At 58.0% G+C, this 23,286-nt stretch carries 21 protein-coding genes; 9 read left to right on the top strand and 12 right to left on the bottom strand.

The genetic code is table 11. From position 1 onward, the window contains the following. A partial coding sequence (locus tag HDE72_RS22055; protein ID WP_183745745.1) for an IS4 family transposase occupies positions 1–792 on the top strand: 792 nt, incomplete at its 5' end. A 53-nt stretch (positions 793–845) separates the two neighbouring features. Here HDE72_RS22055 and HDE72_RS22050 read toward each other — a convergent pair. After that, positions 846–1,178: a hypothetical protein gene (locus tag HDE72_RS22050; RefSeq protein WP_183745743.1), complete on the bottom strand. Its 333-nt coding sequence runs from the start codon at positions 1,176–1,178 to the stop codon at positions 846–848. 237 nt (positions 1,179–1,415) lie between these two features. Here HDE72_RS22050 and ligD point away from each other — a divergent pair, with 237 nt between their 5' ends. The 4 genes from ligD (at position 1,416) to HDE72_RS22030 (ending at position 6,350) form a co-directional block, all read left to right on the top strand. Further along, positions 1,416–3,890 (top strand): DNA ligase D, encoded by a 2,475-nt coding sequence (gene ligD, locus HDE72_RS22045; protein ID WP_183745741.1) that lies wholly within the window; start codon positions 1,416–1,418, stop codon positions 3,888–3,890. Positions 3,891–3,930: 40 nt separating this feature from the next. Further along, positions 3,931–4,509 carry a TetR/AcrR family transcriptional regulator gene (locus HDE72_RS22040; protein ID WP_183745738.1) on the top strand — a complete coding sequence of 193 codons (579 nt, stop codon included), beginning with the start codon at positions 3,931–3,933 and terminating at the stop codon, positions 4,507–4,509. Between the two features lie 77 nt (positions 4,510–4,586). Further along, the gene (locus HDE72_RS22035; RefSeq protein WP_183745735.1) at positions 4,587–5,315 is read left to right on the top strand and encodes an SDR family oxidoreductase; all 729 of its coding nucleotides are present in this window, start codon (positions 4,587–4,589) and stop codon (positions 5,313–5,315) included. Positions 5,316–5,423: 108 nt separating this feature from the next. Next, positions 5,424–6,350, top strand: a complete 927-nt coding sequence (locus tag HDE72_RS22030; protein WP_183745732.1) for an FAD-dependent oxidoreductase — start codon at positions 5,424–5,426, stop codon at positions 6,348–6,350. Positions 6,351–6,354: 4 nt separating this feature from the next. Here the strand turns inward: HDE72_RS22030 and ku are convergent, their stop codons facing one another. Together ku and HDE72_RS22020 are read right to left on the bottom strand one after the other, a co-directional pair. After that, the gene (gene ku, locus HDE72_RS22025; RefSeq protein WP_183745729.1) at positions 6,355–7,224 is read right to left on the bottom strand and encodes a non-homologous end joining protein Ku; all 870 of its coding nucleotides are present in this window, start codon (positions 7,222–7,224) and stop codon (positions 6,355–6,357) included. A 3-nt stretch (positions 7,225–7,227) separates the two neighbouring features. After that, positions 7,228–8,220: an SDR family oxidoreductase gene (locus tag HDE72_RS22020; RefSeq protein WP_183745717.1), complete on the bottom strand. Its 993-nt coding sequence runs from the start codon at positions 8,218–8,220 to the stop codon at positions 7,228–7,230. 126 nt (positions 8,221–8,346) lie between these two features. Here HDE72_RS22020 and HDE72_RS22015 point away from each other — a divergent pair, with 126 nt between their 5' ends. From HDE72_RS22015 to HDE72_RS22005, 3 genes are all read left to right on the top strand, one after another. Then, on the top strand, positions 8,347–8,916 hold the full coding sequence (locus tag HDE72_RS22015) for a TetR/AcrR family transcriptional regulator (protein WP_183745714.1): 570 nt from the start codon (positions 8,347–8,349) through the stop codon (positions 8,914–8,916). A 62-nt stretch (positions 8,917–8,978) separates the two neighbouring features. Then, positions 8,979–10,619: a SulP family inorganic anion transporter gene (locus tag HDE72_RS22010; protein ID WP_183745711.1), complete on the top strand. Its 1,641-nt coding sequence runs from the start codon at positions 8,979–8,981 to the stop codon at positions 10,617–10,619. After that, complete coding sequence (locus HDE72_RS22005; RefSeq protein WP_183745708.1) at positions 10,616–11,005, top strand: Imm1 family immunity protein; 390 nt, start codon at positions 10,616–10,618, stop codon at positions 11,003–11,005. The genes HDE72_RS22010 and HDE72_RS22005 overlap by 4 nt, the downstream gene beginning before the upstream one ends. An 11-nt stretch (positions 11,006–11,016) precedes the next feature. On the opposite strand, the gene HDE72_RS22000 is transcribed toward HDE72_RS22005, so the two are convergent. From HDE72_RS22000 to tssF, 9 genes are all read right to left on the bottom strand, one after another. Further along, on the bottom strand, positions 11,017–11,505 hold the full coding sequence (locus HDE72_RS22000; RefSeq protein WP_260176859.1) for a GNAT family N-acetyltransferase: 489 nt from the start codon (positions 11,503–11,505) through the stop codon (positions 11,017–11,019). A gap of 62 nt (positions 11,506–11,567) precedes the next feature. Continuing rightward, positions 11,568–11,954, bottom strand: a complete 387-nt coding sequence (locus tag HDE72_RS21995) for a T6SS immunity protein Tli4 family protein (protein ID WP_183745774.1) — start codon at positions 11,952–11,954, stop codon at positions 11,568–11,570. Beyond that, positions 11,837–12,598, bottom strand: a complete 762-nt coding sequence (locus tag HDE72_RS21990) for a T6SS immunity protein Tli4 family protein (RefSeq protein WP_183745705.1) — start codon at positions 12,596–12,598, stop codon at positions 11,837–11,839. Before HDE72_RS21990 ends, HDE72_RS21995 begins: the two co-directional genes overlap by 118 nt. A 403-nt stretch (positions 12,599–13,001) precedes the next feature. Next, positions 13,002–14,138, bottom strand: coding sequence for a T6SS immunity protein Tli4 family protein (locus tag HDE72_RS21985; protein WP_221291355.1), 1,137 nt, complete (start codon positions 14,136–14,138; stop codon positions 13,002–13,004). A gap of 2 nt (positions 14,139–14,140) precedes the next feature. Then, entirely contained in the window at positions 14,141–15,997 is a 1,857-nt protein-coding gene (locus tag HDE72_RS21980; protein ID WP_183745702.1) for an esterase/lipase family protein, read from the bottom strand. Further along, positions 15,994–18,582: a type VI secretion system Vgr family protein gene (locus HDE72_RS21975; protein WP_183745699.1), complete on the bottom strand. Its 2,589-nt coding sequence runs from the start codon at positions 18,580–18,582 to the stop codon at positions 15,994–15,996. Before HDE72_RS21975 ends, HDE72_RS21980 begins: the two co-directional genes overlap by 4 nt. 12 nt (positions 18,583–18,594) lie before the next feature. Further along, on the bottom strand, positions 18,595–18,849 hold the full coding sequence (locus HDE72_RS21970) for a PAAR domain-containing protein (RefSeq protein WP_183745696.1): 255 nt from the start codon (positions 18,847–18,849) through the stop codon (positions 18,595–18,597). Positions 18,850–18,862: 13 nt separating this feature from the next. After that, positions 18,863–19,903 (bottom strand): type VI secretion system baseplate subunit TssG, encoded by a 1,041-nt coding sequence (gene tssG / locus HDE72_RS21965; RefSeq protein ID WP_183745693.1) that lies wholly within the window; start codon positions 19,901–19,903, stop codon positions 18,863–18,865. Continuing rightward, positions 19,867–21,666, bottom strand: a complete 1,800-nt coding sequence (gene tssF, locus HDE72_RS21960; protein WP_183745690.1) for a type VI secretion system baseplate subunit TssF — start codon at positions 21,664–21,666, stop codon at positions 19,867–19,869. Before tssF ends, tssG begins: the two co-directional genes overlap by 37 nt. Positions 21,667–21,904: 238 nt before the next feature. Here tssF and tssK point away from each other — a divergent pair, with 238 nt between their 5' ends. Then, positions 21,905–23,254 carry a type VI secretion system baseplate subunit TssK gene (gene tssK / locus HDE72_RS21955; RefSeq protein ID WP_183745686.1) on the top strand — a complete coding sequence of 450 codons (1,350 nt, stop codon included), beginning with the start codon at positions 21,905–21,907 and terminating at the stop codon, positions 23,252–23,254. Positions 23,255–23,286 lie beyond the last annotated feature (32 nt).

Raw genomic sequence — 23,286 nt, 5'->3', positions numbered from 1 at the left:
GCAGCATTCGGCCCTTACGGCACCAATGAGATGCAGTATGCCAAGCAGCTGATCGCGGGAGTGCCCAACGATACGCTCACTGTCTTCGATCGCGGCTTTTTGTCGGCTGAAATTCTGTGTGCACTCACTGAGGGCGGCACGCAGCGCCACTTCCTGATTCCCGCCAAATCGAATACCCGTTGGGAAGTGATCGAAGGCAACGAAGCTGGCGGCGATTTCACCGTGCGCATGCGCGTGTCGCCACAGGCGCGTGCCAAGTGCGCTCAGTTGCCTGAATATTGGGAGGCGCGCGCCATCAGCGTCGTCGATCAGCAAGGCCGCAAGCGCGTTCTGCTCACTTCGCTACGTGATCGACGTCGCTACCAGGCGCTCGATATTAAGAACTGCTACCAGCGTCGCTGGGGCATCGAAACAAGTTACCGTGAACTCAAGCAGACCATGCTTGGCGCCACGCTCACCCTGCGCTCAAAAACCGTCGACGGTGTGTATCAGGAAATATGGGGCGTCCTGATCGCCTACAACCTGATCCGACTGGAGATCGCCAAGGCTGCCTTGGCAGTCAAATGCGAACCGACCGAAGTGAGCTTTATCCGCGCCTTCCACTTGATCCAATTCGAGCTGCACTGGGCCGCCGTCACCCGCTCCTACGGCAAGCTGCCTGCGTCGATGCGCCATCTGCGGGAAAGGCTGGTGAGTCTGCTCAATGAAGAACGGCCCGATCGAAAATTCGACCGGGCCGTCAAGGCAAAACCTCAGCGCTATGCCACTCGCGTTCTACGAAAACCTGCTTAAGTGAACGGCATTAAGCGCGAAGCTGTCTTTTTATGGCACAGAGTGCTTGCTGATTACTTGGCTGGAGCGGCTGGGGTTGCTTCAGCTTTGGCTTCGTCAGCCTTGGCCTTGGCTTTTTTCGCCTTGTGATGGGCTTTGGCCTTGGTGGCGGTAGCGTCAGCCTTGGCGCTCGCTACGTCGGCTTTCGCATCGGCGGTGGCGGCTGCTTCTTTGGCGTCGGCTTTGGCGACAGTCTTGGTTTCTGTTGCAGTTGCTTTGGCCACTTCTTTGGTGTGTTTGGCTTCTGCCTTGGCCGAAGCGACCGGGGCGGCAGTTTGAGCAAAGGCTGCGGTAGCGAACAAGCCGGCGATCAGAGTAGCAGTAACGTTGAAAATGCTTTTTTTCATGATGCAGATCCTCAGGAAGTGGGTTGTAGTTCAGGAGATTTTTCCCCTGTCACTGAGTCCAAAACGTGGCCCGGACCAGTTGCGTTGACACGCATCGACACTAAATCACAAATATTTACATTTAGTTTTCATTAGACGCCTGAGGCGGCAAGCGTATGGCGGCTCTGTTAGCTGGCGTACCGCACATGCTGCCGGTGCAGCCTACACTGGCTTGCATCGTCACTACATGAGTCCGCCATGAAGGCTGCCCTGAAAACCTACCAGGCCAAACGCAACTTTGCCCTCACTCCCGAGCCGGCCGGTGGTGGCGAAGTGGCGGGCGAGGCCCTTACCTTCGTGGTGCAGAAACACTGGGCCAGCCGATTGCACTACGATTTTCGGCTGGAAGTCGATGGCACGATGAAGAGCTGGGCCGTGCCCAAAGGCCCCAGTTACGATACGAAAGACAAGCGCATGGCGGTGCAGGTAGAAGATCATCCGATTGCCTATTCCAGCTTTGAAGGCACCATCCCGGCCAAACAATATGGCGCGGGCAAAGTCATTATCTGGGACCAGGGGACCTGGCAGCCGCAAGCAGCCACGCCGGATGCAGCGAAGGCGCTGGTCGACGGCAACCTCAAATTCACTTTGTTTGGCCACAAGCTGCAAGGCAACTGGGTGCTGGTGCGCATGAAAGGCAAGGGCGAAAAGCAGCCGGCCTGGCTGTTGATCAAGGAAAAAGATGCGTTTGCGCGGCCAGCCAGCGAGTTTTCCGTGGTGGACGAGATGCCCGACAGCGTCAAGGGCAAGCCCATGCCGAAGCAGGCTCGTGCCACGCAGCAGCCAGCCGCGCCCAAGGCGGCCTTGCCGGCACACTTGTCGCCCCAGCTGGCGACCCTGGCCGATGCTCCGCCTGTCAATGTACGGGAATGGATCTTCGAGCTGAAATTCGACGGCTACCGTATCCTGGCCCGCTGCGATGGCAAGCACGTCGTATTGATCACGCGCAATGGCAAGGACTGGACGCACAAGCTGCCCAGGCTGGTGCAAGCATTGCAGGAACTGGGATTGCCGCCAGGCTGGTATGACGGCGAGATCGTCGTCAACGATGAGCAGGGCCACCCCGATTTCGGCGCCTTGCAACTGGCTTTCGACCAGGCGGCCACCAGCCAGATCGTGTATTACCTGTTCGACCTGCCGTATTTCGATGGCCACGATATACGTAGCCAGCCGGTCGAAGCACGGCGGGCGTTGCTGGAACAGTTGCTGGCCAGCTTGCCAGCGTCGCCGCTGGTGCGTTTCAGCGCCGAGCTGGACGCAGCGCCGCAGAAGATAATCGCGGCCGCCTGCAAGCTGGGGCTGGAAGGCGTGATCGGCAAGCGGCGCGGTTCGACCTATGTGACGCGCCGTTCCAGCGACTGGATCAAGCTCAAGTGTGGTCTGCGCCAGGAATTCGTGATTGGCGGCTATACGGAGCCGCAGGGCGCGCGCCAGGGCATCGGTTCGCTCTTGCTGGGCGTTCATGACGAACAGGGCGCGCTGCACTATGCAGGCAAGGTCGGCAGCGGCTTTGATCAGCAAGCATTGCTGGCGCTGCGGCAACAGCTAGACGCCCTGCATATGGAGAGCAGTCCGTTTGCAGGCAAAGTAGGAGGTGTGCGCCAGCCCCTGTGGGTACAGCCCAGGCTGGTGGCGGAGATCAGCTTTGCGCAATGGACCAGTGGCGGCGCCGTGCGCCATGCCGTTTTTCATGGTTTGCGCAGCGACAAGCAGGCCAAGGCTGTCGTGCGTGAGCGCGCAGGGAAAATCGACCAGGAGAAAACCGTGCCATCGCCGATGAAAAGTAGCTTGCCAGCCAGTTTCAAGGTCAGCCATGCGGAGCGCGTGATCGACCAGGAAAGCGGTGCCACCAAGATCGACCTGGTGCGTTATTACGCGCTGGTCAGCAAGCTGATGCTGGTGCACTTGCGGGGGCGGCCCGTGTCGCTGGTGCGCGCGCCGTCTGGCGTGGGTGGCGAACTGTTTTTCCAGAAGCATGCCGATACATCGAAAATGCCGGGTCTGAAGCAATTATCGCCAGCCTTGGACCCGGATCACCCGCCCATGCTGGAAGTGGCAACGGCGCAAGGGCTGTTGTCGGCCGCGCAGTGGAATGTGGTGGAATTCCATACACAAAACGCCTTGGCCAGCGCCTACGATACGCCCAACCGGCTGGTATTCGACCTGGACCCCGGCAAGGGCGTGGCCTGGCCCGCCATCCAGGAAGCGGCCGTGTTGCTGCGGGCTTTCCTGGCGGAACTGGGACTGCCCGCCTGGCTGAAAACCAGCGGCGGCAAGGGCTTGCATGTGGTAGTGCCGATCCGCCCGCAGCATGACTGGGATACGGTGAAAGCATTTTCGCAAGCCATCGTGGCCCATATGGCGCAATTGATACCGCAACGCTTCGTGCTCAAGAGTGGCCCCGCTAACCGGGTCGGCAAGATTTATATCGACTACCTGCGCAATGGACGTGGCGCCACCACGGTCTGCGCCTGGTCGGCACGCACGCGTTCAGGGCTGGGCATTTCCGTGCCGCTGGCATGGGAAGAACTGGACCAGCTGAAATCGGGCGACGCATGGCATGTCAGCAATGTGCACAGCCGTCTCGATGTGGGCAATACGCCCTGGGACGGTTATGCGCGCAGTGCCAAGGGCCTGGCCCAGGCTATGAAAAAACTGGGCTTTACTGAATAAAAGTATTTGACAGATTAGTCCAGAATGCTACACTGCAAGCATGGGACGACCAAAACAATTTGAACGCGAGCAAGCCTTGCAGCAAGCCATCGGTATTTTTTCAGAGCACGGCTATGAAGGCTCGTCGACGGGCGTCTTGCTTGAAGGCATGGGCATCAGCCGCCAAAGCCTGTACGACACTTTTGGCGACAAGCGCCAGCTGTATCTGGAAGCGTTGCAGCGTTACACGAGCGACAATGTGGGCGGTTTGCAGCGCGCGCTGTCCGGTGCTGCATCGCCAGCCGTGGCGCTGGAGAGCTTGTTTGACGCAGCGATAGCACAAGCGCTGGCCGATCCGAATCCCCGTTGCCTGGGCATCAGCGCGATTTGCGAATTTGGCCGCACCGACCCGGAAATCACGGCGCTGACGGACCGGTCGGGCGCGGCGCTGGGCAAGGCGCTGGAAGACAGTCTGGTTCGGGCGAAAGAAGCTGGCGCCATCGCGGCTGGCACCGATATCGTGATGGCGGGGCAATACCTGCGCGCCACCTTGTCGGGGATAAAATTGGCGGCCCGCAGCGGCGCGCCTGAAGCGACTTTGCGCGGCATCGCCAGCCTGGCCCTGCGCGCGCTGCACTAGTTTTTTACGATGCGCCGGTATTGCCGGTGCTTTTTTTTGCAGTATTTTGGACTGATTGATCCAGAAAGGTGTTCGTCATGTTGTTGAATAAAAAAATTGCTTTTGTTACCGGTGGTTCGCGTGGTATCGGTGCCGCCATCGTGCGCCGCCTGGCGGCCGATGGCGCGGTAGTCGTGTTTACGTATGCCGCCTCGGAAGAGCGGGCCTTGGCCCTGGTGGCGGAAGTGGCCGCTGCTGGCGGCAACGTGCAAGCTGTGCATGCCGATAACGCCGATGCGCCAGCCTTGAGCGCCGCTATCGCCGCCTGCGCCGAGCAGCATGGCCGCATCGATATCCTGGTCAACAATGCCGGCATTTTGATACGTGGCGCGGACGCCAGCGTGGCCGACTTTGACCGCATCGTCGGCGTCAATGTGCGCGGCGTCTTCGTCGCTTCGCAGGCGGCCGTGCAGCATATGGGGCGAGGCGGGCGCGTGATTACGATTGGCAGCGTGAATGGCGACCGGGCCGGTTTCGAAGGCGCCGCCCTGTACAGCATGACGAAGTCGGCAGTGGCTGGCTTGATGCGCGGCATGGCGCGTGACCTGGGTCCGCGCGGCATCACGGCCAATACGGTGCAACCTGGCCCTGTCGAGACGGAAATCGTCAGCGAGGAAGCCACGAAAGCGTTTTTGCGCACCATCATACCCGTGGGCCGCATGGGCCAGGACAGTGAAATCGCCGACTTTGTGGCTTTCCTGGCAGGGCCGCAGGCGGCCTTCATCAATGGCGCCGCGCTGACCATCGACGGCGGCTATCTGGCTTGATTATGTGGCGTGATGGGTGCCGGTGGAGGTGGCTTAATGCAAAGAATTTGCGTTAATCTACATATGTAACTACAATAGTTACATGAAAACTTATCGAAGGACTCCACCATGTTTGACTTGATCGTTATCGGCGGCAGCTTTGCCGGCCTGTCCGCCGCCTTGCAACTGGCGCGCACGCGGCGCCCCGTGCTGGTGATCGACTTTGGTACGCCGCGTAATCGCTTTGCATCGCACGCGCACGGCGTGCTGGCGCAGGATGGCCGCCCCGGCAGCGCCATCCTGAGCGACGCGCGGGCGCAACTGGCCAGCTATCCGAATGTGACGTTGTGGCAGGGCAAGGTGAGCCAGGCGCAGCCTTTGCCGTCCAAAAAGATTGCTTTCAACGTCAGCCTGGATGATGGCCGCCAGGCGCAGGGCCGGCGTTTGCTGCTGGCCACCGGCGTGCGCGACATGCTGCCCGCCTTGCCGGGCGTGGCTGAACGCTGGGGCCAGACGGTCTTGCATTGCCCGTATTGCCATGGTTATGAAATTGGCGGCGGGGCAGGTGGCCAGGCCATCGGCGTGCTGGGACGCTTGCCTGCCTCCGTGCACCAGGCCAGCCTGATCGCGGACTGGGGCGATGTGACCCTGTTTACGGCCGGCATGCCGCCATTGGATGATGACGCGCTGCAATTGCTGGCGCGGCGCAAGGTCGCCATCGAGCCCGTGGCCGTGACGGCCATCGAGGGCACGGCGCCCGCCATCGAAGGTATGCGCTTGCACGATGGCCGCTTGCTGCCCTTGCGCGCCTTGTTCCTGGCCGCACCCATAGAGCAGGCCAGCCCGCTGGCGGCGCAGCTGGGCTGCGTTTTCGAGGAAGGCATGATGGGGCCGGTGCTGCAGACCGATGCCATGAAAATGAGTTCCGTGGCCGGTGTGTATGCGGCGGGCGACGCGGCCCGCGCCATGGCCAATATCACCTTTGCCATGGGCGATGGCGTGATGGCGGCCGTGGGCGTCCACCATGCCTTGATAGCGGAAGAGAGCGCAGGCTGATTGATCAGCCTGTCTTGCGCCGGGATGAAGCTGTCTTGGGCGCCGCCTTGCGTGCTGCAGGCTTGGATTTGGCTGCTTTCTTGCCCAGGCTTTGCTGCAGCAAGGCCACCAGGTCGATCACATTGCTGGCTGGTGCTGGTTCTTCGCTGTCCGCTTCCGGCGCCGTGATGGTCTTGGTTTGCTTGGCCTTGATTTTCTTTTTCACCAGCGCCAGCACGTCCTCGCGGTAACTGTCATGGTATTGCTGGGGTTGCCAGGCTTCGCTCATGCCTTCCACCAGCGACAGCGCCATTTTCAATTCCTTGTCGGAAATGCCCGCCGCTTTCAAGGTGCTGCCGGGCAAGTCCAGCTCATCGGTGGCGCGGATTTCATCGGCATAACGCAGAGTATTGAGCACGATGGCGTCGCCTATGCAGACCAGCGCGCACAAATGCTGCTTGGTGCGCATGACCATGGTGGCCACGCCCACCTTGCCCGCCTTGCGCAAGGTTTCGCGCAGCAGCGCATAGACTTTTTCGCCGCCCTTGGCCGGCAGCAAGTAGTACGGGTGCTCGTAAAAGGTCAAAGGCACTTCGCTGGCATCGACAAAGGTCAGGATATCGATGGTCTGTGTGGCCTTCACGTTGGCCCGTTTCAAGTCTTCATCGGACAGCACCACGTATTCATCCGTCTTGTATTCATAACCCTTGATGATGTTGTCCCAGGCCACTTCCTTGCCCGTCCGCTTGTTATAACGCTTGTAGCCTACCGGGGCAAAGTCGCGCTTGTCCAGCATGGACAATTCCAGTTCATGGTCCAGGCTGGCAGAAATCAGCTCGACAGGGATGTGCACCAGGCCAAAGCTGATCGCGCCTTTCCACAATGCACGCGCCATGGTCTATTCCCCCACGCTGCCGGTGACGGGCAGCACGATGCCCGTGATATAGCTGGAACAGGCGGGCGAGGCCAGGAAAACATAGGCTGGCGACAATTCCTCAGGCTGGGCCGGACGGTGCATGCTGGTGTCCTGGCCGAAAGTGCTGATTTTTTCGGGCGGCTGGTCGGCCGGATTGAGCGGCGTCCAGACGGGGCCGGGCGCGACGGCGTTCACGCGTATGCCTTTTTCCAGCAGGTTGCCGGCCAGCGCCATGGTGAAAGCGTGGATGGCGCCCTTGGTGGTGGAATAGTCGAGCAAGTGTTTCGAGCCTTTCAAGCCCGTCACCGAACCCGTGTTGATGATGGACGCGCCCCGCTGCAAATGGGGCAGCACGGCCTTGGCCATATGAAAATAGCCATACACATTGGTTTTCATGGTGAGATCGAAACGTTCTTCGCTCAAGTCCAGCAAGGAGGCCGCATGTTCCTGGAAGGCGGCGTTATTCACCAGCACGTCGATATGGTTGAACTTGGCCATCACCTGGCTGACGGCTTCTTCGCAAAAACGCTGTTCGCGCACATCGCCGGGTATCAGCAGACAGCTCTGGCCTTCGGCCTCCACATAACGCCTGGTTTCGTTGGCGTCCTCGTGCTCATTGAGGTAGATGATGGCCACGTCGGCGCCTTCGCGCGCATACAGCACGGCCACCGCGCGGCCTATGCCCGAATCGCCACCCGTGACGATGGCCACCATGCCGGCCAGCTTGCCGCTGCCGCTGTAATCAGGGGCCAGGAAGCGCGGCTTGAGCTGCATCTGCGCCTCGCTGCCCGGTTTGGCAAGATGCTGCGCGGGCAGCGGCGCACCAGGCTGGCTGCGCGCGCTGGTCTGCACGGCGGGCTTGTCCGCGTGCTTGCTACCCGCGCTTTGCTGGTCCTTGTGATCCTGTTCATGCTGGATGCTGCGCTGCAGATTGCCGACAGATTCGTTTTTACTGTCGTTTCTGTTATCGCTCATGCTGGCCTCCTTTCATGTGAAAAGCCAGTATCGCGGCGGGACCGGCTGCCTACGGTGCGCCTGCTAACAGAGTGGAAAAATTGGCCGAAAAGATATATGATGAGTGACATTATTACGGGGGCAGTCATGAAAGTGAGCAGAGAACAGGCGGCGCTCAACCGCGAGCGCATCGTCGAGGTGGCGGCGAAGCTATTCCGCGAAAAGGGTTATGACGGCATCGGCGTGGCCGATTTGATGAAGAATGCGGGTCTCACGCATGGCGGCTTTTATGGCCATTTCGCCTCCAAGGAAGACTTGATGATCGAGGCGTGCGAGCTTGCCTTGAAGAAATCCCTGGAAAGCTGGAAAACCAGGATAGAGCAAGACCCGCAGCAAGCCTTGCCCAAGCTTATCAATCACTACCTGAGCACGCAATCGCGCGATACCCCCGGCGTGGCTTGCCCGGCGCCCACCATGGGTGTCGATGCGGCGCGCAGCTCGCCCAGCGCGCGGCCCGCTTTTACAGCCGCCACGCGCCAGCAGTTTGACTTGCTGGAAGGACTGATGCCGGAAGGCACACCTGAAGAAAAACGCCGGCAGGCGATCACCACCTTTTCAGCACTGGTGGGCGCCATGGTGCTGGCCCGCTCGACCGATGACGCCGCTTTTTCGGAAGAAATCATGGAAGCCGTACGGACACAGTTGTTGGCAAGCTGATTACCCTGTCAGCCGGACGCTGCACATGATAGGCTTCGGTTTTCAGATTTTGGGATCACATCATGCTGCTCTGGCTCAGGCAATACCGGCGTCCTCTGTTGGCCGGGGATATCACCGCCGGTATCGTGGTGGCCATGATGATGGTGCCGCAAGGCATGGCCTATGCCCTGGTGGCGGGGCTGCCGCCCGTCGTAGGCATTTATGCCAGCATCTTGCCGCCCGTGCTGTATGCCGTCTTTGGCAGCAGCATGACGCAATCGGTGGGGCCGATGGCCATCGTTTCCTTGATGACGGCCGCCGCGCTGGCGCCGCTGGCCGATCCCGGCTCCTCTTTATATGTGGTGCTGGCCGCGCAACTGGCTTTTATCAGCGGCCTGGTGCTGCTGCTGTGCGGCGTGCTGCGCCTGGGCTTCATGGCAAGTTTCCTCTCGCGCCCGGTGATCAGCGGCTTCAGCAATGGCGCTGCCATCCTGATTATCTGGGGCCAGCTGACGCCCTTGCTAGGCGCCACCGTGCCGCACTGGCATTTGCCCAGTCTGGTGCTGGGCCTGTGCAGCCTGGGCTTTTTGTGGCTGGCGAAACGTTATCTGTCGGCAGTATTGCGCCGCTGCGGCCTGGGGGCGACGGCGTCCGACGTGGGCGCGCGCCTGGCGCCGATGTTGCTGGTGCTCACCGGCATCGTGCTGGTGCGCTATTGCGGCCTCGACCACATGGGCGTGCAAACCACGGGCCATGTGCCGAACGGCTTGCCATCGCTCAACCTGGCCACCTCCGGCGCACATTGGCGCATGCTGCTGTCGCCAGCCTTGCTGATCGCCTTCATCGTCTTCCTGATGAGCATGTCGGCCGCGCAGACGCTGGCGCAAAAGCGCGGCGAAAAGCTGCAGACCAACCGCGAACTGCTGGGCCTGGGCGCAGCCAATGTGGCCAGCGCGCTGTCGGGCGGTTTCCCTGTCACGGGTTCCATTTCGCGTTCGGCCGTCAACTTCCAGGCCGGCGCCAACACGCCGCTGGCCAGCATCATCACGGCCAGCCTGCTGGCGCTGGCATTGGTGGCGCCTACCGGCTGGCTGGCGCTGATGCCGCTGCCCGTATTGGCCGCCACCATCATCTTTGCCGTGGCCGGCCTGCTGGACTGGGGCACCTTGAGACTGGCCTGGCGCTATGACCGCAGCGATGCGCTAGCGCTGCTGGCCACCACCGCCGGCGTGCTGGTGCTGGGCGTGGAAGCGGGCGTGGTGATTGGCGTATTGCTGTCGATGGGCACGCTGATCTGGCGCGCCAGCCGCCCGCATATTGCCGTGCTGGGCCGCATTCCGAACAGCGAGCACTTCCGTAACGTGGAACGCTATGAGGCGCACACTTTGCCCGATCTGTTACTGCTGCGCATAGACGCCGGCCTGTTTTTCGGCAATGTCGAAGCCGTCACGGAGCGCATCGAAGAAGAATTGCGCGGCCACCCGACGGCGCGCCATCTGGTGCTGGTGCTGTCGGCCGTCAACCAGATCGACAGCACGGCCCTGCTGGGCCTGGGCGAACTGAACAAGGCCTTGGCCCAACGCGGCATCAGCTTCAATCTTGCCGAAGTGAAAGGCCCCGTGATGGACCGCTTGCGCCAGAGCAGCCTGCTGCAGGAACTCAGCGGCAAGTTGTATCTGAGCACGGCACTGGCGACGGCGGACTTGAGCGGAAACAAGGCATGACGATGGAACTCAATCTGCATGGCACGCCGCATGCCGTGGCGACCATCGCCGACCTGAAGCTGGCGCTGAAACAGGCGCGCACCCTGGCGCAATGCGAACTGTGGCTGACCAGGGCGATCGATCCGGAACAGGGCCCGGCCCTGTGCCTGCTGCGCAATGGCGGCAATGCCAGTCTGATGTATCTGTCCGGCCAGGACGATGCCAGTTTGCACTCGCTAGGCGATCAAGAGGACGACGGCGCGTGCAGTTACTGGCTGGCCAATGGGCAAGTTGATGAGTATCCATCTGCCTGGTGTGTGGACGTGGAGCTGGCTTACCAGGCGCTGCTGCAGTTTTTTGAAACCGGTGGCGACCTGCCTTCAGCCATCGCTTGGGAAGCTGACTGAGGGACTTGTCTTCAAGCTGGTGGCAATATTTTCTCCATCACCACGCTGGCTAAATTGATTCCGCTGGGATGCGCATACGCTTCCTCGCGCAAGGCGATAAAACCGGCCGCCCGGTAAAACGGCACGGCGTTCAGCGATGCAGACAAATGCAGGCGCGTTATGCCGCGCTCGCGCGCCAACAATTCCAGCGCCGCCAGCAAGCGCTTGCCGATGCCCAATCCTGCGCGGGCCGGATCGACAAATACCGCATCGAGCTCGTGTTTATGTAGGTCCAGCATGGCGTAGCCCACAATTATCTCATCGAGCATCGCCACGATGCCGCCACCCTCGGCCAGCATGGTTGCATAGGCAGCCGGCACGGGTGAGGCCGTCCATGCGGTGATCTGCTCTGGCGCATAGTGCGTGGCGCAGCTGAGGCGCACCGCCACCGTGCGCAAGGCCCACAGGGTATCGATGTCAGAAACAAGGGCGGGGCGCAAAGCGATCATGATGTTTTTCATGCAAAACCCCATGGTAGCGCGGTAGAGCGCTGCCGGCTAGCGCCTTGCCCTATATCGGGTGTTCAAGGTGCTGGCTGCGGCTTGTCTGGATCAATATAGTAGGAACCCGGCGGCGCCCCCGGTACCTTGACGCGGAATTTCAGGCCGGATAGCAGCTTGTCCCATAAGGCGATCGCTTCCTCGTCGCTAAGCGATGCGGCCTCGGCGGCGCCGACCATATTGTGCTCGACCTTGGTGTACATACTCGCTTCAAGTACCGATGGATAGGCAATACTCCCCGGCTTGCCTACCAGCGCCCATTCAAAATCATGGACGCCATCGGTGCGCCGTATCAATGACTCTTCGCCATGCCAGTGCTGCACGTCGCGCTTGCCTTCACGCAGCAGGGTACGCTCCGGGTAGTTTTGCCTTGCTGGTCTTTTGCCTGCTGAGTACGAGCGAGTAAAGATAGTTCGACGCGCACTTTTTTTTCAAATTCTTCAGGAGGATAATCGCTATAAGCATCTTTATTTGCCGTGACTGAAAATGCTACATCTGGAAAGCTGGGTAGGTACAGGCCGGCATCTACCATTTCCTGATTGTCATAATCATCTTCGCTCATGAACCCGGCTTCGATGCAATAACCGGGTTCTGCTGGCACCTTATCAGAATCACGCAAGCGCAGACTTTTTGCACGCATCAACTGTTTGGCTGCAGCACTTGCTATCGTTCCCCCCTTTGGAATAGATCCCATCAGAATAAATGTAAGGTCTCCTTTGGTGACATATGTCTTGAAATACAGTGCGCCATCTTCCTTGGCAAACTTGCTATCAAAATATTGAATCTGCCAACTGTTTTCCAAAGGTCCTTTTCCGTTATAAACGATTTCAGCACTTGAGTCATTTGTTTCTATTTTTCTTATGGCTTTGAGAATTCTATCGTCATTTTCTACTAATTTCCCCTTTGTTGTCTCAATTGTTGAAGGGAGGGATGCGTCACCTAATATTAATTCTGCCTCCCTAGGCACTTCCAGTGCATAGCGTCCAAAACATAAAATTTTTGTTTTTAGGAATAGCACTTCCAAACGTTTACTCATTTTTTCTGAATTGTTCATTGCATTATCCTTAATTATATTTTTTTGCGAGTAAGCAGATAATGGTGCTAAGTTGAGAATTGCGATGACGAAAAAAACAATGTTATTTTTTTTGCCTAAACATGAATTAATCCCATTTTGCTTTTTTAGCAATTTGCACGATGGAGTACAGCATGGACGCCAGTACGTTGGGGTCTGCGTAGCTATTCTGGTGTTCATAACCAGACGGGTGTTGACACTTACTCTGCTTCGCATAGTGCGTGGCGTGACTGACACATACCGCTACCGTATGCCAGTTACACAGCACGGCGATGTTGGCGGGAAGCACGGGAAGTGATCGTGACCAGATTGCAAGCAACGGCCCATTCCAGCGTATGAGCCGTTGCTTGCCAGTATTTCCTCTATGATTGACTTCGATCCGCCATCAGGACGCTGGTACAGGCTTGGGTTTGTCTGGATCAATATAGTAGGAACCCGGCGGCGCTCCCGGCACCTTGACGCGGAATTTCAGGCCGGATAGCAGCTTGTCCCATAAGGCTACTGCCTCGTCGTCGCTAAGCGATGCGGCCTCGGTGGCGCCGACCATATTGTGCTCAACCTTGGTGTACATATGCACGCTGAATTCCGATGGATAGGCGACATCCATCGGCTTGCCTACCAGAGCCCACTCAAAATCATGCACGCCGTCGTTACGTCGTATCAGCGATTCTTCACCATGCCAGTGCTGCACGTCGCGCTTGCCTTCGCGCAGCAGGGTACGCTTCGGGTAGCTGCTGCCTTGTATGTCTTTTGCGCCTTGTATGCGCTTGAGCAAAGATAACTCTTCGCGCATTTCTTTCTCAAACTGGGCTGGTGGATAATCACCGTAGGCATCCTTGTTTGAACTAATAGAAAAGGTTACGTCTGGAAGGCTGGGGAAATACAAGCCTGCGCTGGCCATTTCTTGACTGTCATAATGGTGATTGGATATGAAGCCATGGTCCAGGCAATAACCTGGAGTGATTGGTATTTCGTTATTATCTCTTAGTTGTAAGTTGTTGGCATTGAAACTTTGTCTTTCAACTGTGGAATATTCTGTTTCATTTTTTTTAGCAGAATCCCCAAGGATGAATGTCAGATCTCCTTTATTTATATAGGTATTAAAAAAGAATAAATTATATTTTTTTGAGGTTTCATCGTCAAAGTACCTTATTTGCCAACTACCTGAAATTGGTCCAATATCGTTGTAACGAATATCTGAAGTTCTATCTAATTTTATTCTTGCCACATCTTCGGCGATACGCTCTTGCATGGCTGGCAAACCACCTTTAATTGTCTCAATACTGGATGAAAAAGAGATACTGCCAAATATCAGTTGCGCTTCTTCTGGCACTTCGATGGCATAACGGCCAAAACACAGCAGCTTGGTTTTTAAGAACAGCACTTCCAGACGTTTGCTTAGTTGAACAGATTCAGGCACAGCATTCTCCCTGGCGTTGGTTTTTGGGGCACATGCGGATAGTAGTGTCAGTATGAGCAGGGTGCTGAAGAAATATGGTGTTCTTGGTTTGTGATATCGCATGGTCAATCCCACTTTGCAGTTTTGGCGATTTGCACGATGGAATACAGCATGGATGCCAGCACGTTTGGAGCGGCATAGCTGCTCTGGTGTTCATAACCAGGCTGATCATTTATGCCATGCACAAACAGATTGCCGGTGATATGCCGCGCTGAACGTTCTGAGGGTACGGTTTCATCTCCTGCTGCGCTTGCTGGCATAAGTTTTATTTTCAAAATGCGGGAACCAGCCTGGACACTCAGCAAGCCTTTTGCGTCATCACTGAGCAGTGTCCATTGTTCAACAGGTGGTGGTTTGAATTTTTCTGCAGTTCCAGGTGTCCCGTTACCCAAGCCTTCTGTTACCTTGAATACGACTTCGCCATAACTCAGAAAATTCCTCGATGCGCAGTAACTGGCGTACGTGTTGGGGTGAAATGTTTTTTCGATAGATTCAAGGAATTTACAAGAATTCACTATTCTTTTTTTAACCGCATCTATGCCTCCCCCTTTTTTTTCAATAACCCTTCCCGGATTCACCCATCCGGGATTAATCAGCCGCCACCAGGCGTTGGCAGGCTGCAGATAAATACTCTCAAGCGCGGTCGCGCCATCCCGGGGCCAGCTCCACAGAGTTTTGTCCATAATGTCCACGACTTTGATCCAATCTTGACCGTATGCTGCTCCAGGCATCATTTCCAGCGGCGCCGGTGCATTAGCCAGGATTGCGGTCGCATGCATGCCATCTTTACCGAGTACTTCCGCTTCATACTCTGCCGTAGTCCCTGTCTTTTCCTGAAAGCCGAAGCGCATGCGCTTGTATGCACCCGCCGCACCGATGGTCGGCATCACATTGTGATACATGCCCAGGATTTTCACTTCCTTGTCATTGAGCATATTTCCATAGTCGGGGTGTATCAGTGCGCGCGCCAGCAGGCCGCCCATGCTGTGCGTAACGATAATGACTTCATCGCATTGGAAGCCCCGTTTCTGATAACCTTTAAGCAGGCCGCGTAGTCGTTTGGCAATCACGACGGCAGAAACCCCGTTACTCTTGAGGAAGTTGTAACCCATGGCATGCACGGGATACCAGCATGCGGCGATTTTTTTCAGATCACTTTTGGTGATGGCAGCGCCAGATGCTGCGCCAAAAGTGGATGGATCTTGCATGAGCATTGCGCCGAGGCCGCTAGTCTGACGCCACATTGGGTGTACTTTGCCATTGCTGAGCATATTGTTGAGATGCAGTTCCGCCGTCCGCAGCATGTCGCCATAGGCGCCAGCGAACAGCACTTCGCTCCAGCCGCGCCAGCGCGCTATCTGGGCCGGGCTTTCATAAGAGCGAGGTTTGCCCCGGCTGGGCTGGGCTGTTGCAGATAGCCTGTTCGACCCCATCAACGGTGGAATTGGCGTAAAGGTATCCGATACATTTTGATGCCGTGCATCGGCAGCCTTGGTTTCCTTGCCGTCCGGGTCGAAGCGGTCATTGTTTTCCGAGTAATAGTAATATTCCACCTCAGTTTCGGCCGGGTCAAACACCAGCTGGCGTTGCCCTGGCGTTGCGTTTTTAAACCAGCCGCCAAGGCCGCTTCCCGTGACGACATCCTTCTTGCCTCCCACACCCATCATGTCATCAGGTCGCCATGCCCGATTGTCCGGGCGTTCTAACTGTGTTTGACGCGCTTTGCTCATGCGCAAATTACTACCCATGACCCCTGGAAGGAAAATAACAGGGATGACTTTTCCTGGCGGCACGGTCACTTCATGCCGTGTTGTATCTTTTGTTTCTGTCATACTGACTGTATATTCGGCCCAGCCGCCCACGCCCTGGCTAAATTCTCTCGGGTGATTGCCGCGTTTATTCAATGCATCGTCGCCGCTCATGGCAGTTCTCCCTTATAACGAATGACATAGCTATCGATACCGGTGGATTTCTGTATTTGCGTGGAGCCGCTTTCCGAACTCTTGCCTGTGATATTGCTATCGTCGCGAAGTACATCGAAGTCGATACCCACAGCGGGCTGGTCATCGACTTGCATCAGCAATACTTCCTGGTCAAAACTGCTATGCGGCCGTTCATTAAATTCCTGCGACACGCTTTTCGGCGCCAGGGTTTCCAGGTTGCCGTTGAAGAGCACGGGCGATGAGGTGAAGAATTGCACTTTGTCGCTGATTTCCAGCATGTGGCTGGCGCCGTGCAGGCGTACGCCTTTCTTGCCTTTGATGTTGACCCAGTCCGCTTCACTGATGAGTGATAAGACTTTTTTTGCAATCACTTCCACTTCGTCACTATGTGCCTCGATGCTGACTTTGCCGCTGGCGGCGATCAGTTTCATGCCGGCCTTGTGCACGAACAGGCTGAAGGTCTTGGCAATGCTGGCAAAGACGCTGTCGCCGCTGGCAAGCGAGATGCTCTTGCCGCTGCTGAGCGCTATATGTTCGCTGGCGGCCAGGTGCACCGATTGCGCCGTGCTCAGTTCGATCCCGGCCGGGCTGGCCAGTACCAGGTGCGGCTCGGCCAATTCCGGAAATTCCTTGCCGCTGCCTTTGATGGCGGCGTTCTGACGCTTGATCGCTTCGGCGACGCTGCCTTGCTGTTCGGCGCTGTCCTGGGCGCCCGCGCTCACGGCCATGGCGGCCAGCCCTTCTTGTAACTGACGCGCTTGCGCCAGCCGCGCCAGGGTTTCCGCCAGTTGTTTGATGGTGTCGGCCTGTGTTTCCGTCGTGATCAGCATGCCTTTGGCGGCGCGCAGCGCACCCCAGGCATTGCTGGCCAATTCAAAACCTGCGCCACGCGCCTCCTTGCGGCCGGCGTTATCGTCGATGCGCGTGATGTTGCCCAATGAGAGACGGCTATCCTGGTGTTCGCTGCGCAGCTGTGCCTGGATGGACGCCCTGGTATCGTCGAGCACCAGGTGATTGGCGTTGCGGGCGCCGAGTTCGCGGCTGCGCACGCCGGACAGGGCGCGCTGCTGTGGCAACTGCCATGGCGGCATATTGCTGCTGTTATAGACCACGCCGATCACGATGGGGTGGTCGATATTGCCATCCTGGAATTGCACGACCACTTCCTGGCCGATGCGGGGCAGGGCGACATGGCCCATTTGCGGGCCGGCCATCGGCATCATGACCCGTATCCACGGTGAGCTACGCTCATCGAATTCACCAAGCCGGTCCCAGTGAAATTTCAAGCGGATACGTCCCAGTGCGTCAGTGTGGATTTCCTCGCCAGCGGGCCCGACTACCAGCGCCGTCTGTACGCCAGCGACGATGCACGGCGCACTGTTGTAATGGCGGCCTGGGCGCCAGCGTATATCCTTGCGTACGCAGCGCAAGGTGTTGGCGTAATGCGATGCCGCTCTGTGGCCAGCCTGATAATTGTTGCTGGCGATATGTTCGGCTGACAGTATCAGATACTCGCGTTCGGCAATATTGTCCGGGCGCTCCTGTCCCGCTTGATAGCGTTTTTCCTCGGCACTGAAATGCCCGTCGAGCCGGAAGCAGCGCCCCGCCTGGATACCGCGATGATTTCCTTCCGCCTCGAAGTATTGGCGCAGGTGGTCGCTTTCTTCCATGCGGCGCTGCGCCAGCGACTCGCCTGCATCCGTGTTGGCATAACCGTAGGCGCCCGTGTTTTCATACCATTCGTGGCCAAACACGTCGCCCTGGCGGTTCAGGCTATGGCCGGTGGCAAGGCGTGGCTGCGGATTCTTGTAGTCGAAACTGGCCAGTGTCAACTGCCCGGATCCCAGCCGCCGCACGGCTTGCCATTGTTTGATTCCATCGTCCTCCATGGAACCCGATTCGCAATGAAAGTGCAGGGCGCCGTCGTCTGGCGCTGTCTCGATCACGTCTGCCAGGGTGCTGTTGTCCGCCAGCCAAAGGGTATGGCCATCGGCGCGGTGCTCATACCAGTAATACAGGCCCAGCGCCTCCCAGCGCCGGTGCAGATGGTTGTAGTCGGTTTCGTTGTGCTGGTTGGCGCAGGTGAGTTGCGGGTCATCGCCGTGGATGGCGGTTTTCCAGTCGCGCTGCTGGTAGTGTGCAAAAGTCGTTTCGGTCAGCTGCATCACGCTTTGGCCATGGAACGAAACATTGTCCTGGCGTAGCCTGGCAAAGGCGAGCCAGGGTTGCAGCACAATGCGGTACCAGGCAAAACCGCCGTCGGCGCGCAGCAGACTGAATTCGCCTACATAACCGTTAAAGTAGCGCAGCGTTCCATCGTCGCGCACCATGGAAATGGTGACCATGCGTCCCATCATGGCTTTGAGCGCGACATGCGCATCGTCGGACAGCAGTTCGGCCTCGAAGCGAAAATCGCGCGATACTTCCTCCATGGCCGTGATTGAATTGACCAGCAGGATTACGCCGTCGGGGCCGTCATCGCGCGGAAAGTCCAGCCGCAACAGGCGCTGCTCTTGTGAAGCGAAATTCAGTACGGATAGCGCTTCGAGCGTGGTGACAGTCATTGCCAGCCTCCCTTACAGCGATGTGATCAGGTGAGCGCCGCAAGCGGTGGCGTCGCCGTCGTAGGCGTATGGCTTGCCCATGTGTTTTGCGCCGGCACCGTCAGGCTTGATGGCAAAACTGCCTTTGCACTTGGGGCAAAAGGTCATGTCATCGGACAGTGCCGCCGCCAGTCCCATCACGGTCGTGCCAGACGATGCGCTGGTGACTTTGCCGCCGTGATCGGTCTGATCGCCGAGCCGGATCACGCCGCGTCCCTGATGTTTCATGGTTTCCTCGTTTTCAGCTAGGTGATGTGCAAGTGCGCTGCAGCAGATAACGCACGCTGGCGCTGCGTACCTGGCCTTGCGCGTCCGGCAAGAAAGTAGTCCATCCCAGCCGGCATCGCTCCGACGGGCGGGGATGCAAGACCATGGCGGTGATGCAGGGGGAACTCAGCGCCAGCCGCACTTCATATTGCAAGTCAGGCAGGCCAAACAGGGTCAGCATTCTTGCCAGTGCTCTGGCGCCAGCGCCGCGCGGCAGGAAACGTTGCAACTCGGCCGGGCTTAAGGGGCCGATGTTGAGCCGTACCCGCATGTCATGGCGCCACATGCGCACGCCCAGGGTGGCGCCGCGCGCCAGGGTGAAATTTGTGCTGCCTAGCAGGCTGCGCCGGTTTGCTGGCAGAGTGTCCCAGCCGCCGACAAATTGTTCCAGTTCGACTGCGACCCCGCAGTATTCGGCCAGCACGCGCGCAATTGCCTGCGCGGAGACGGGGCGGCTGCGCAGCAGTCCTGCATACCAGGCCGCCACGTCCTGGCTTACGGCGCCATCCTCGCTGCTGACCGGCAAGGCATTGCGCTGGACGCCTGCCAGCGCCATCAGCAATGGCAGCTGATCGTCCCTGGCTTGGGTGTCCAGCGCATCTTCCAGGCGGTATTTGCCCCAGGCCTGGCAGAACAGCACCACCATGCGATGCGAAAAGATGCCGAGGAAGGCCGATACGCCACTATCTTTTGTTAAATACCGATACGTTGCAATGCGTTCTGAATGGTGCAGGGGCAAGCTGCCGCTGACGCCTAGCAGCCCGATGAACGCTGGCGTCACGGTGATCTGCCCATTTTCCTCATGGGAGAGGCCTGCGATTTCACTGGCGGGAAAATTCAGCGACAGGCTGTTTTCAAAACGCAGTACCTGGCTAAAAGCTTGTTCATGGGCCACATCGTGCTGGCGTAGCCAGCGCAGCACAATGCGCACCGCTTGTACAAACTGATAGCGGTAAGGTTCGGCGAGCAGGTGCTGGATTACACCAGATTCTGCAGTCCGCTTCTTGGCTTGCATCGGATCAACTCCTCTCCGCTTTGCAGTGACAGCACGATCAACTCGATAAAACTGTTGATTTGGACATACAGTCCAAGAAAGTGATCGATCACCTGGACAAACAAATGCATGCTGCTGCCAACAAAGGCTGCTTCATCTAGCGTCATGCGCAATTCGACGCCGTGCACCAGCGAGGTGCCGCGCTGGTGGCGTAGCCATGCCGTGGCCGGCTGATGCGCCAGCGCGGCGATACCGTTGATCAGCCTTTGTGAGGTAGCTGACTGGGCCAGGTCATACAGCGTCAGCATTTCGCGCAAGGCGGGCAAGCCTTCTTGTGCCAGCGCATGGTGGTTTAAGGTCAAATGGGAAATCAGGCGCCAGTGCAGCCCAAAGCCCGGTGCGAAACGGCGCGGTGGGCTGGGGCGGCGTAACAGGCGCAATGCGGTGCCGCCGCTGCAGGGCTGCAGATCTCCTTGTGGCTGGCCGTATTTGAGCGCCAGCGGCAAATCCCGGTTGCTGCATGTCAGCTCAAGCGACAGGCTGGCCTTTTCGTGTAGCAGGGGATTGAAGTCGCTATCGACCAGCGTGATTTTTTTCTCGTGGCCAGGGCTTTTTTCAGCGAGATGTTCGTCGTGGCGTAACACCCAGTAGTGGTGTGCCGCCCCTTCGCCGTGGCGCAAGCTATACAGCGGGCGAAATTCGGTCAGCGTGCTATCGCCTCCGCGTTGGCGCAGCAGATGGACGGCATCGATGCCTAGCACTTCGTAGCCATGCGCGTGGGTGGCATGGGCCAACACGGCGTAGTCGGTTTTTTGGCGGGTGATGGCTATCGGTACGCCACTTTGGCGGAAGAGGTTCACCACCGGGCTGCAGCCCAGTAGCAGATTTGCCTTGGAAATACTCGTTAGCATGCGTGCAATATCGGAATCCGGGCGCAAGCCCGCCATGCCCAGATGCAGGGTGTAGCACCGGCAGCCAGCCGGCAGGAAAGCGCTGAGCGCAGCGATATCGATATCAAGGAAGTTGAATTTTTCCGGGTAGGCAAAGTATTCGCTGAGGATGCGGTAGGCGGGCTGGGAACGCGCGCCGAACGGTATCAATGCCTCTGTTTCAGCAAAACCGACTGGCTTCAACGGTACTGCCGCTAGTGCAATCCACGGTCCTGCTTCAGCTTCCACAAAGGCGCAGGTGGTGCGCATGAACAGGGCGTCGCGCAGGGCGGCCGCAAACGACGGTTCGCCATTGATGAAAACACGCAGGGATGCCGGCGGTGCGTCAAGATGCCGGATGACGATGTTCAGCGAGGAACTGACCATGATGGGCAGGCGCACGCCAGCAGGCGCCTTGATCATGGCGTCGAAACTCGCATGCTCTAGGGTGGATGTTCCTGTTGTCATGTCGTAGACCGTCTTGAAGCGGCAGCGTACGCCGCGTACCGCAGCCGAATCCAGCTCGCTATTGGCCGGAAGGTGGCGTGCGCCCGCACCAGGCGCCGGCATATCCTGGTGCACGATGGCGCAGGATGGAAAGGGCCTTAGGTAATGCGGAAACAGTGCTTCGAACAAGGCTTCGGTAAATTGCGGGTAATCGTCGTCAAGCCGTTTCGAGATACGTGCCGCCAGCATGGCCACTGATTCGATCAGGTGCTCCACATGCGGATCTTCGCAGGATTCGCCGGACATGTGCAGTTTGCCGGCAATCCTGGGATAGCGTTCGGCGAATTCCCGGCAATGCCGCCGCAGCATGACCAGTTCCCGCTCGAAATATGGCAGCAAGTCGTCCATGCTTAGTTCTTGCTATCACGCTGCGTGGCTACGGGTGTTGCTGGCGCGTGATAACGGGACATGGTGTGCTCCTGGCGGCAAAGCTGCGAAGAGGCCAGTATCGGAGCGTCTGCGCCACGGTAAATTGCGCTTGCGCAAATAATTGCATAGGGATGCTGCGCAACATCAAAGACTTTCAAGCTGGCAACTTCAGACTGGCAAGGCAGCAAAGATCCCAGCCATGACAACGGAGAACGCAATGAGTTTGCCATCAAAACTATTATGGTCGGAAGGATTGGCCATCGGCCCCCAGCAATTCCAGCAATTGGACCGCTATCATGAAGCGCGTCTGCAACGCCTGGCCTCCTTGATTAATCCCCATCTGTGGGGCGTGCAGACGATCAACTGGAATTCGGATGCCCTGGCCAACAATAGTCTGCGGGCCGATACGATGTCACTGGTATTTCAGGATGGCGAGATGTACGAGGCGCCGCTCGGCGATGTGCTGCCCAGCGCGGTTGACCTGTCCACCTTGCCATCAAGCGAACATAGCTTTACATTTTATGCGGCCTTGCCCGCCATGCAGGCGCATGGCGGAAATGTATCTGCCTCTGGCGCGCGCTACGTTCAGGCCGATGTTGAGACACCTGATCTGTACAGCGAAGCGGTCAGCATCGAGGTGGCCTACCTGAAGAAACGCGTGCGCCTGTTGTCGCAGCTCGATCCGCTGCATGATTACCTTGCCATCCCCTTGATACGCTTGCGCCGCGCAGGCAATGGCAGCTTTGACATTGATACTTCCTTCATCCCGCCCGGTTTGAGCATCAGTGCGGAACCGGCCTTGCAGACCATGCTCGATTCCCTGCTTGAGCGCATGGGCGCAAAAATAGAAGCGCTGTACAGCCGCCACCGGCAAGCCGGTAAAAACACGGTTGAATTCCATAGCGGTGACATTTCCTCGTTCTGGATGCTGAACACATTGAGTACCGCCAGCGCCGTACTGAGCCATTGTGCGGCTTATCGGCGCCATCACCCGGTACAGTTGTTCGAACAACTGATGGCGCTGGCCGGCGGCTTGATGACCTTTTCGAAAAAATACACCTTGGGCGATTTGCCTGCCTATCGCCATGAAGACGTGGGGCCAGGTTTTGGCAAACTCGACGCGATCATCCGGGACTTGATCGATACCGTGCTGCTGTCGCGCTACTTCCCGATCGCCCTGTCCAACGATGCGCAAAAAAACACGCACTATCATGGTTTTCTTGAGGCCAGCCGCATCGATAGACAGACCGAGCTTTGCCTGGCTGTCAATGCCGATATGCCGGCACTGGAGCTGGTTGCCACGGTACCGTTGCAATTCAAGATTTCATCGCCAGACAATATCGAGCTATTGCTGGCGCGGGCACTGCCCGGCGTCGAGCTGCGTCATATGGCGCAAGTTCCGGCCGAAGTACCGGTTCGGCCCAATACCTATTATTTTTCGATTGAAAACAAGGGCAGCATTTACGATGCCATGATCAAGGCCCAGGCAATTGCAATCTATGTGCCGTCCGGCATACACGGCCTGAAGCTGGAATTATTTGGTATCAGTGCGGCTGCGGATCAGTGATGATCTGATCTGAGGAAATGTTCCAAGCCATA

Origin of the sequence: Janthinobacterium saanense (assembly GCF_014200675.1) — a bacterium.
Lineage (GTDB): Bacteria > Pseudomonadota > Gammaproteobacteria > Burkholderiales > Burkholderiaceae_D > Janthinobacterium.
The sequence above is the reverse complement of the archived record's forward strand: the minus strand, read 5'-3'. Positions and strand labels throughout refer to the sequence as shown.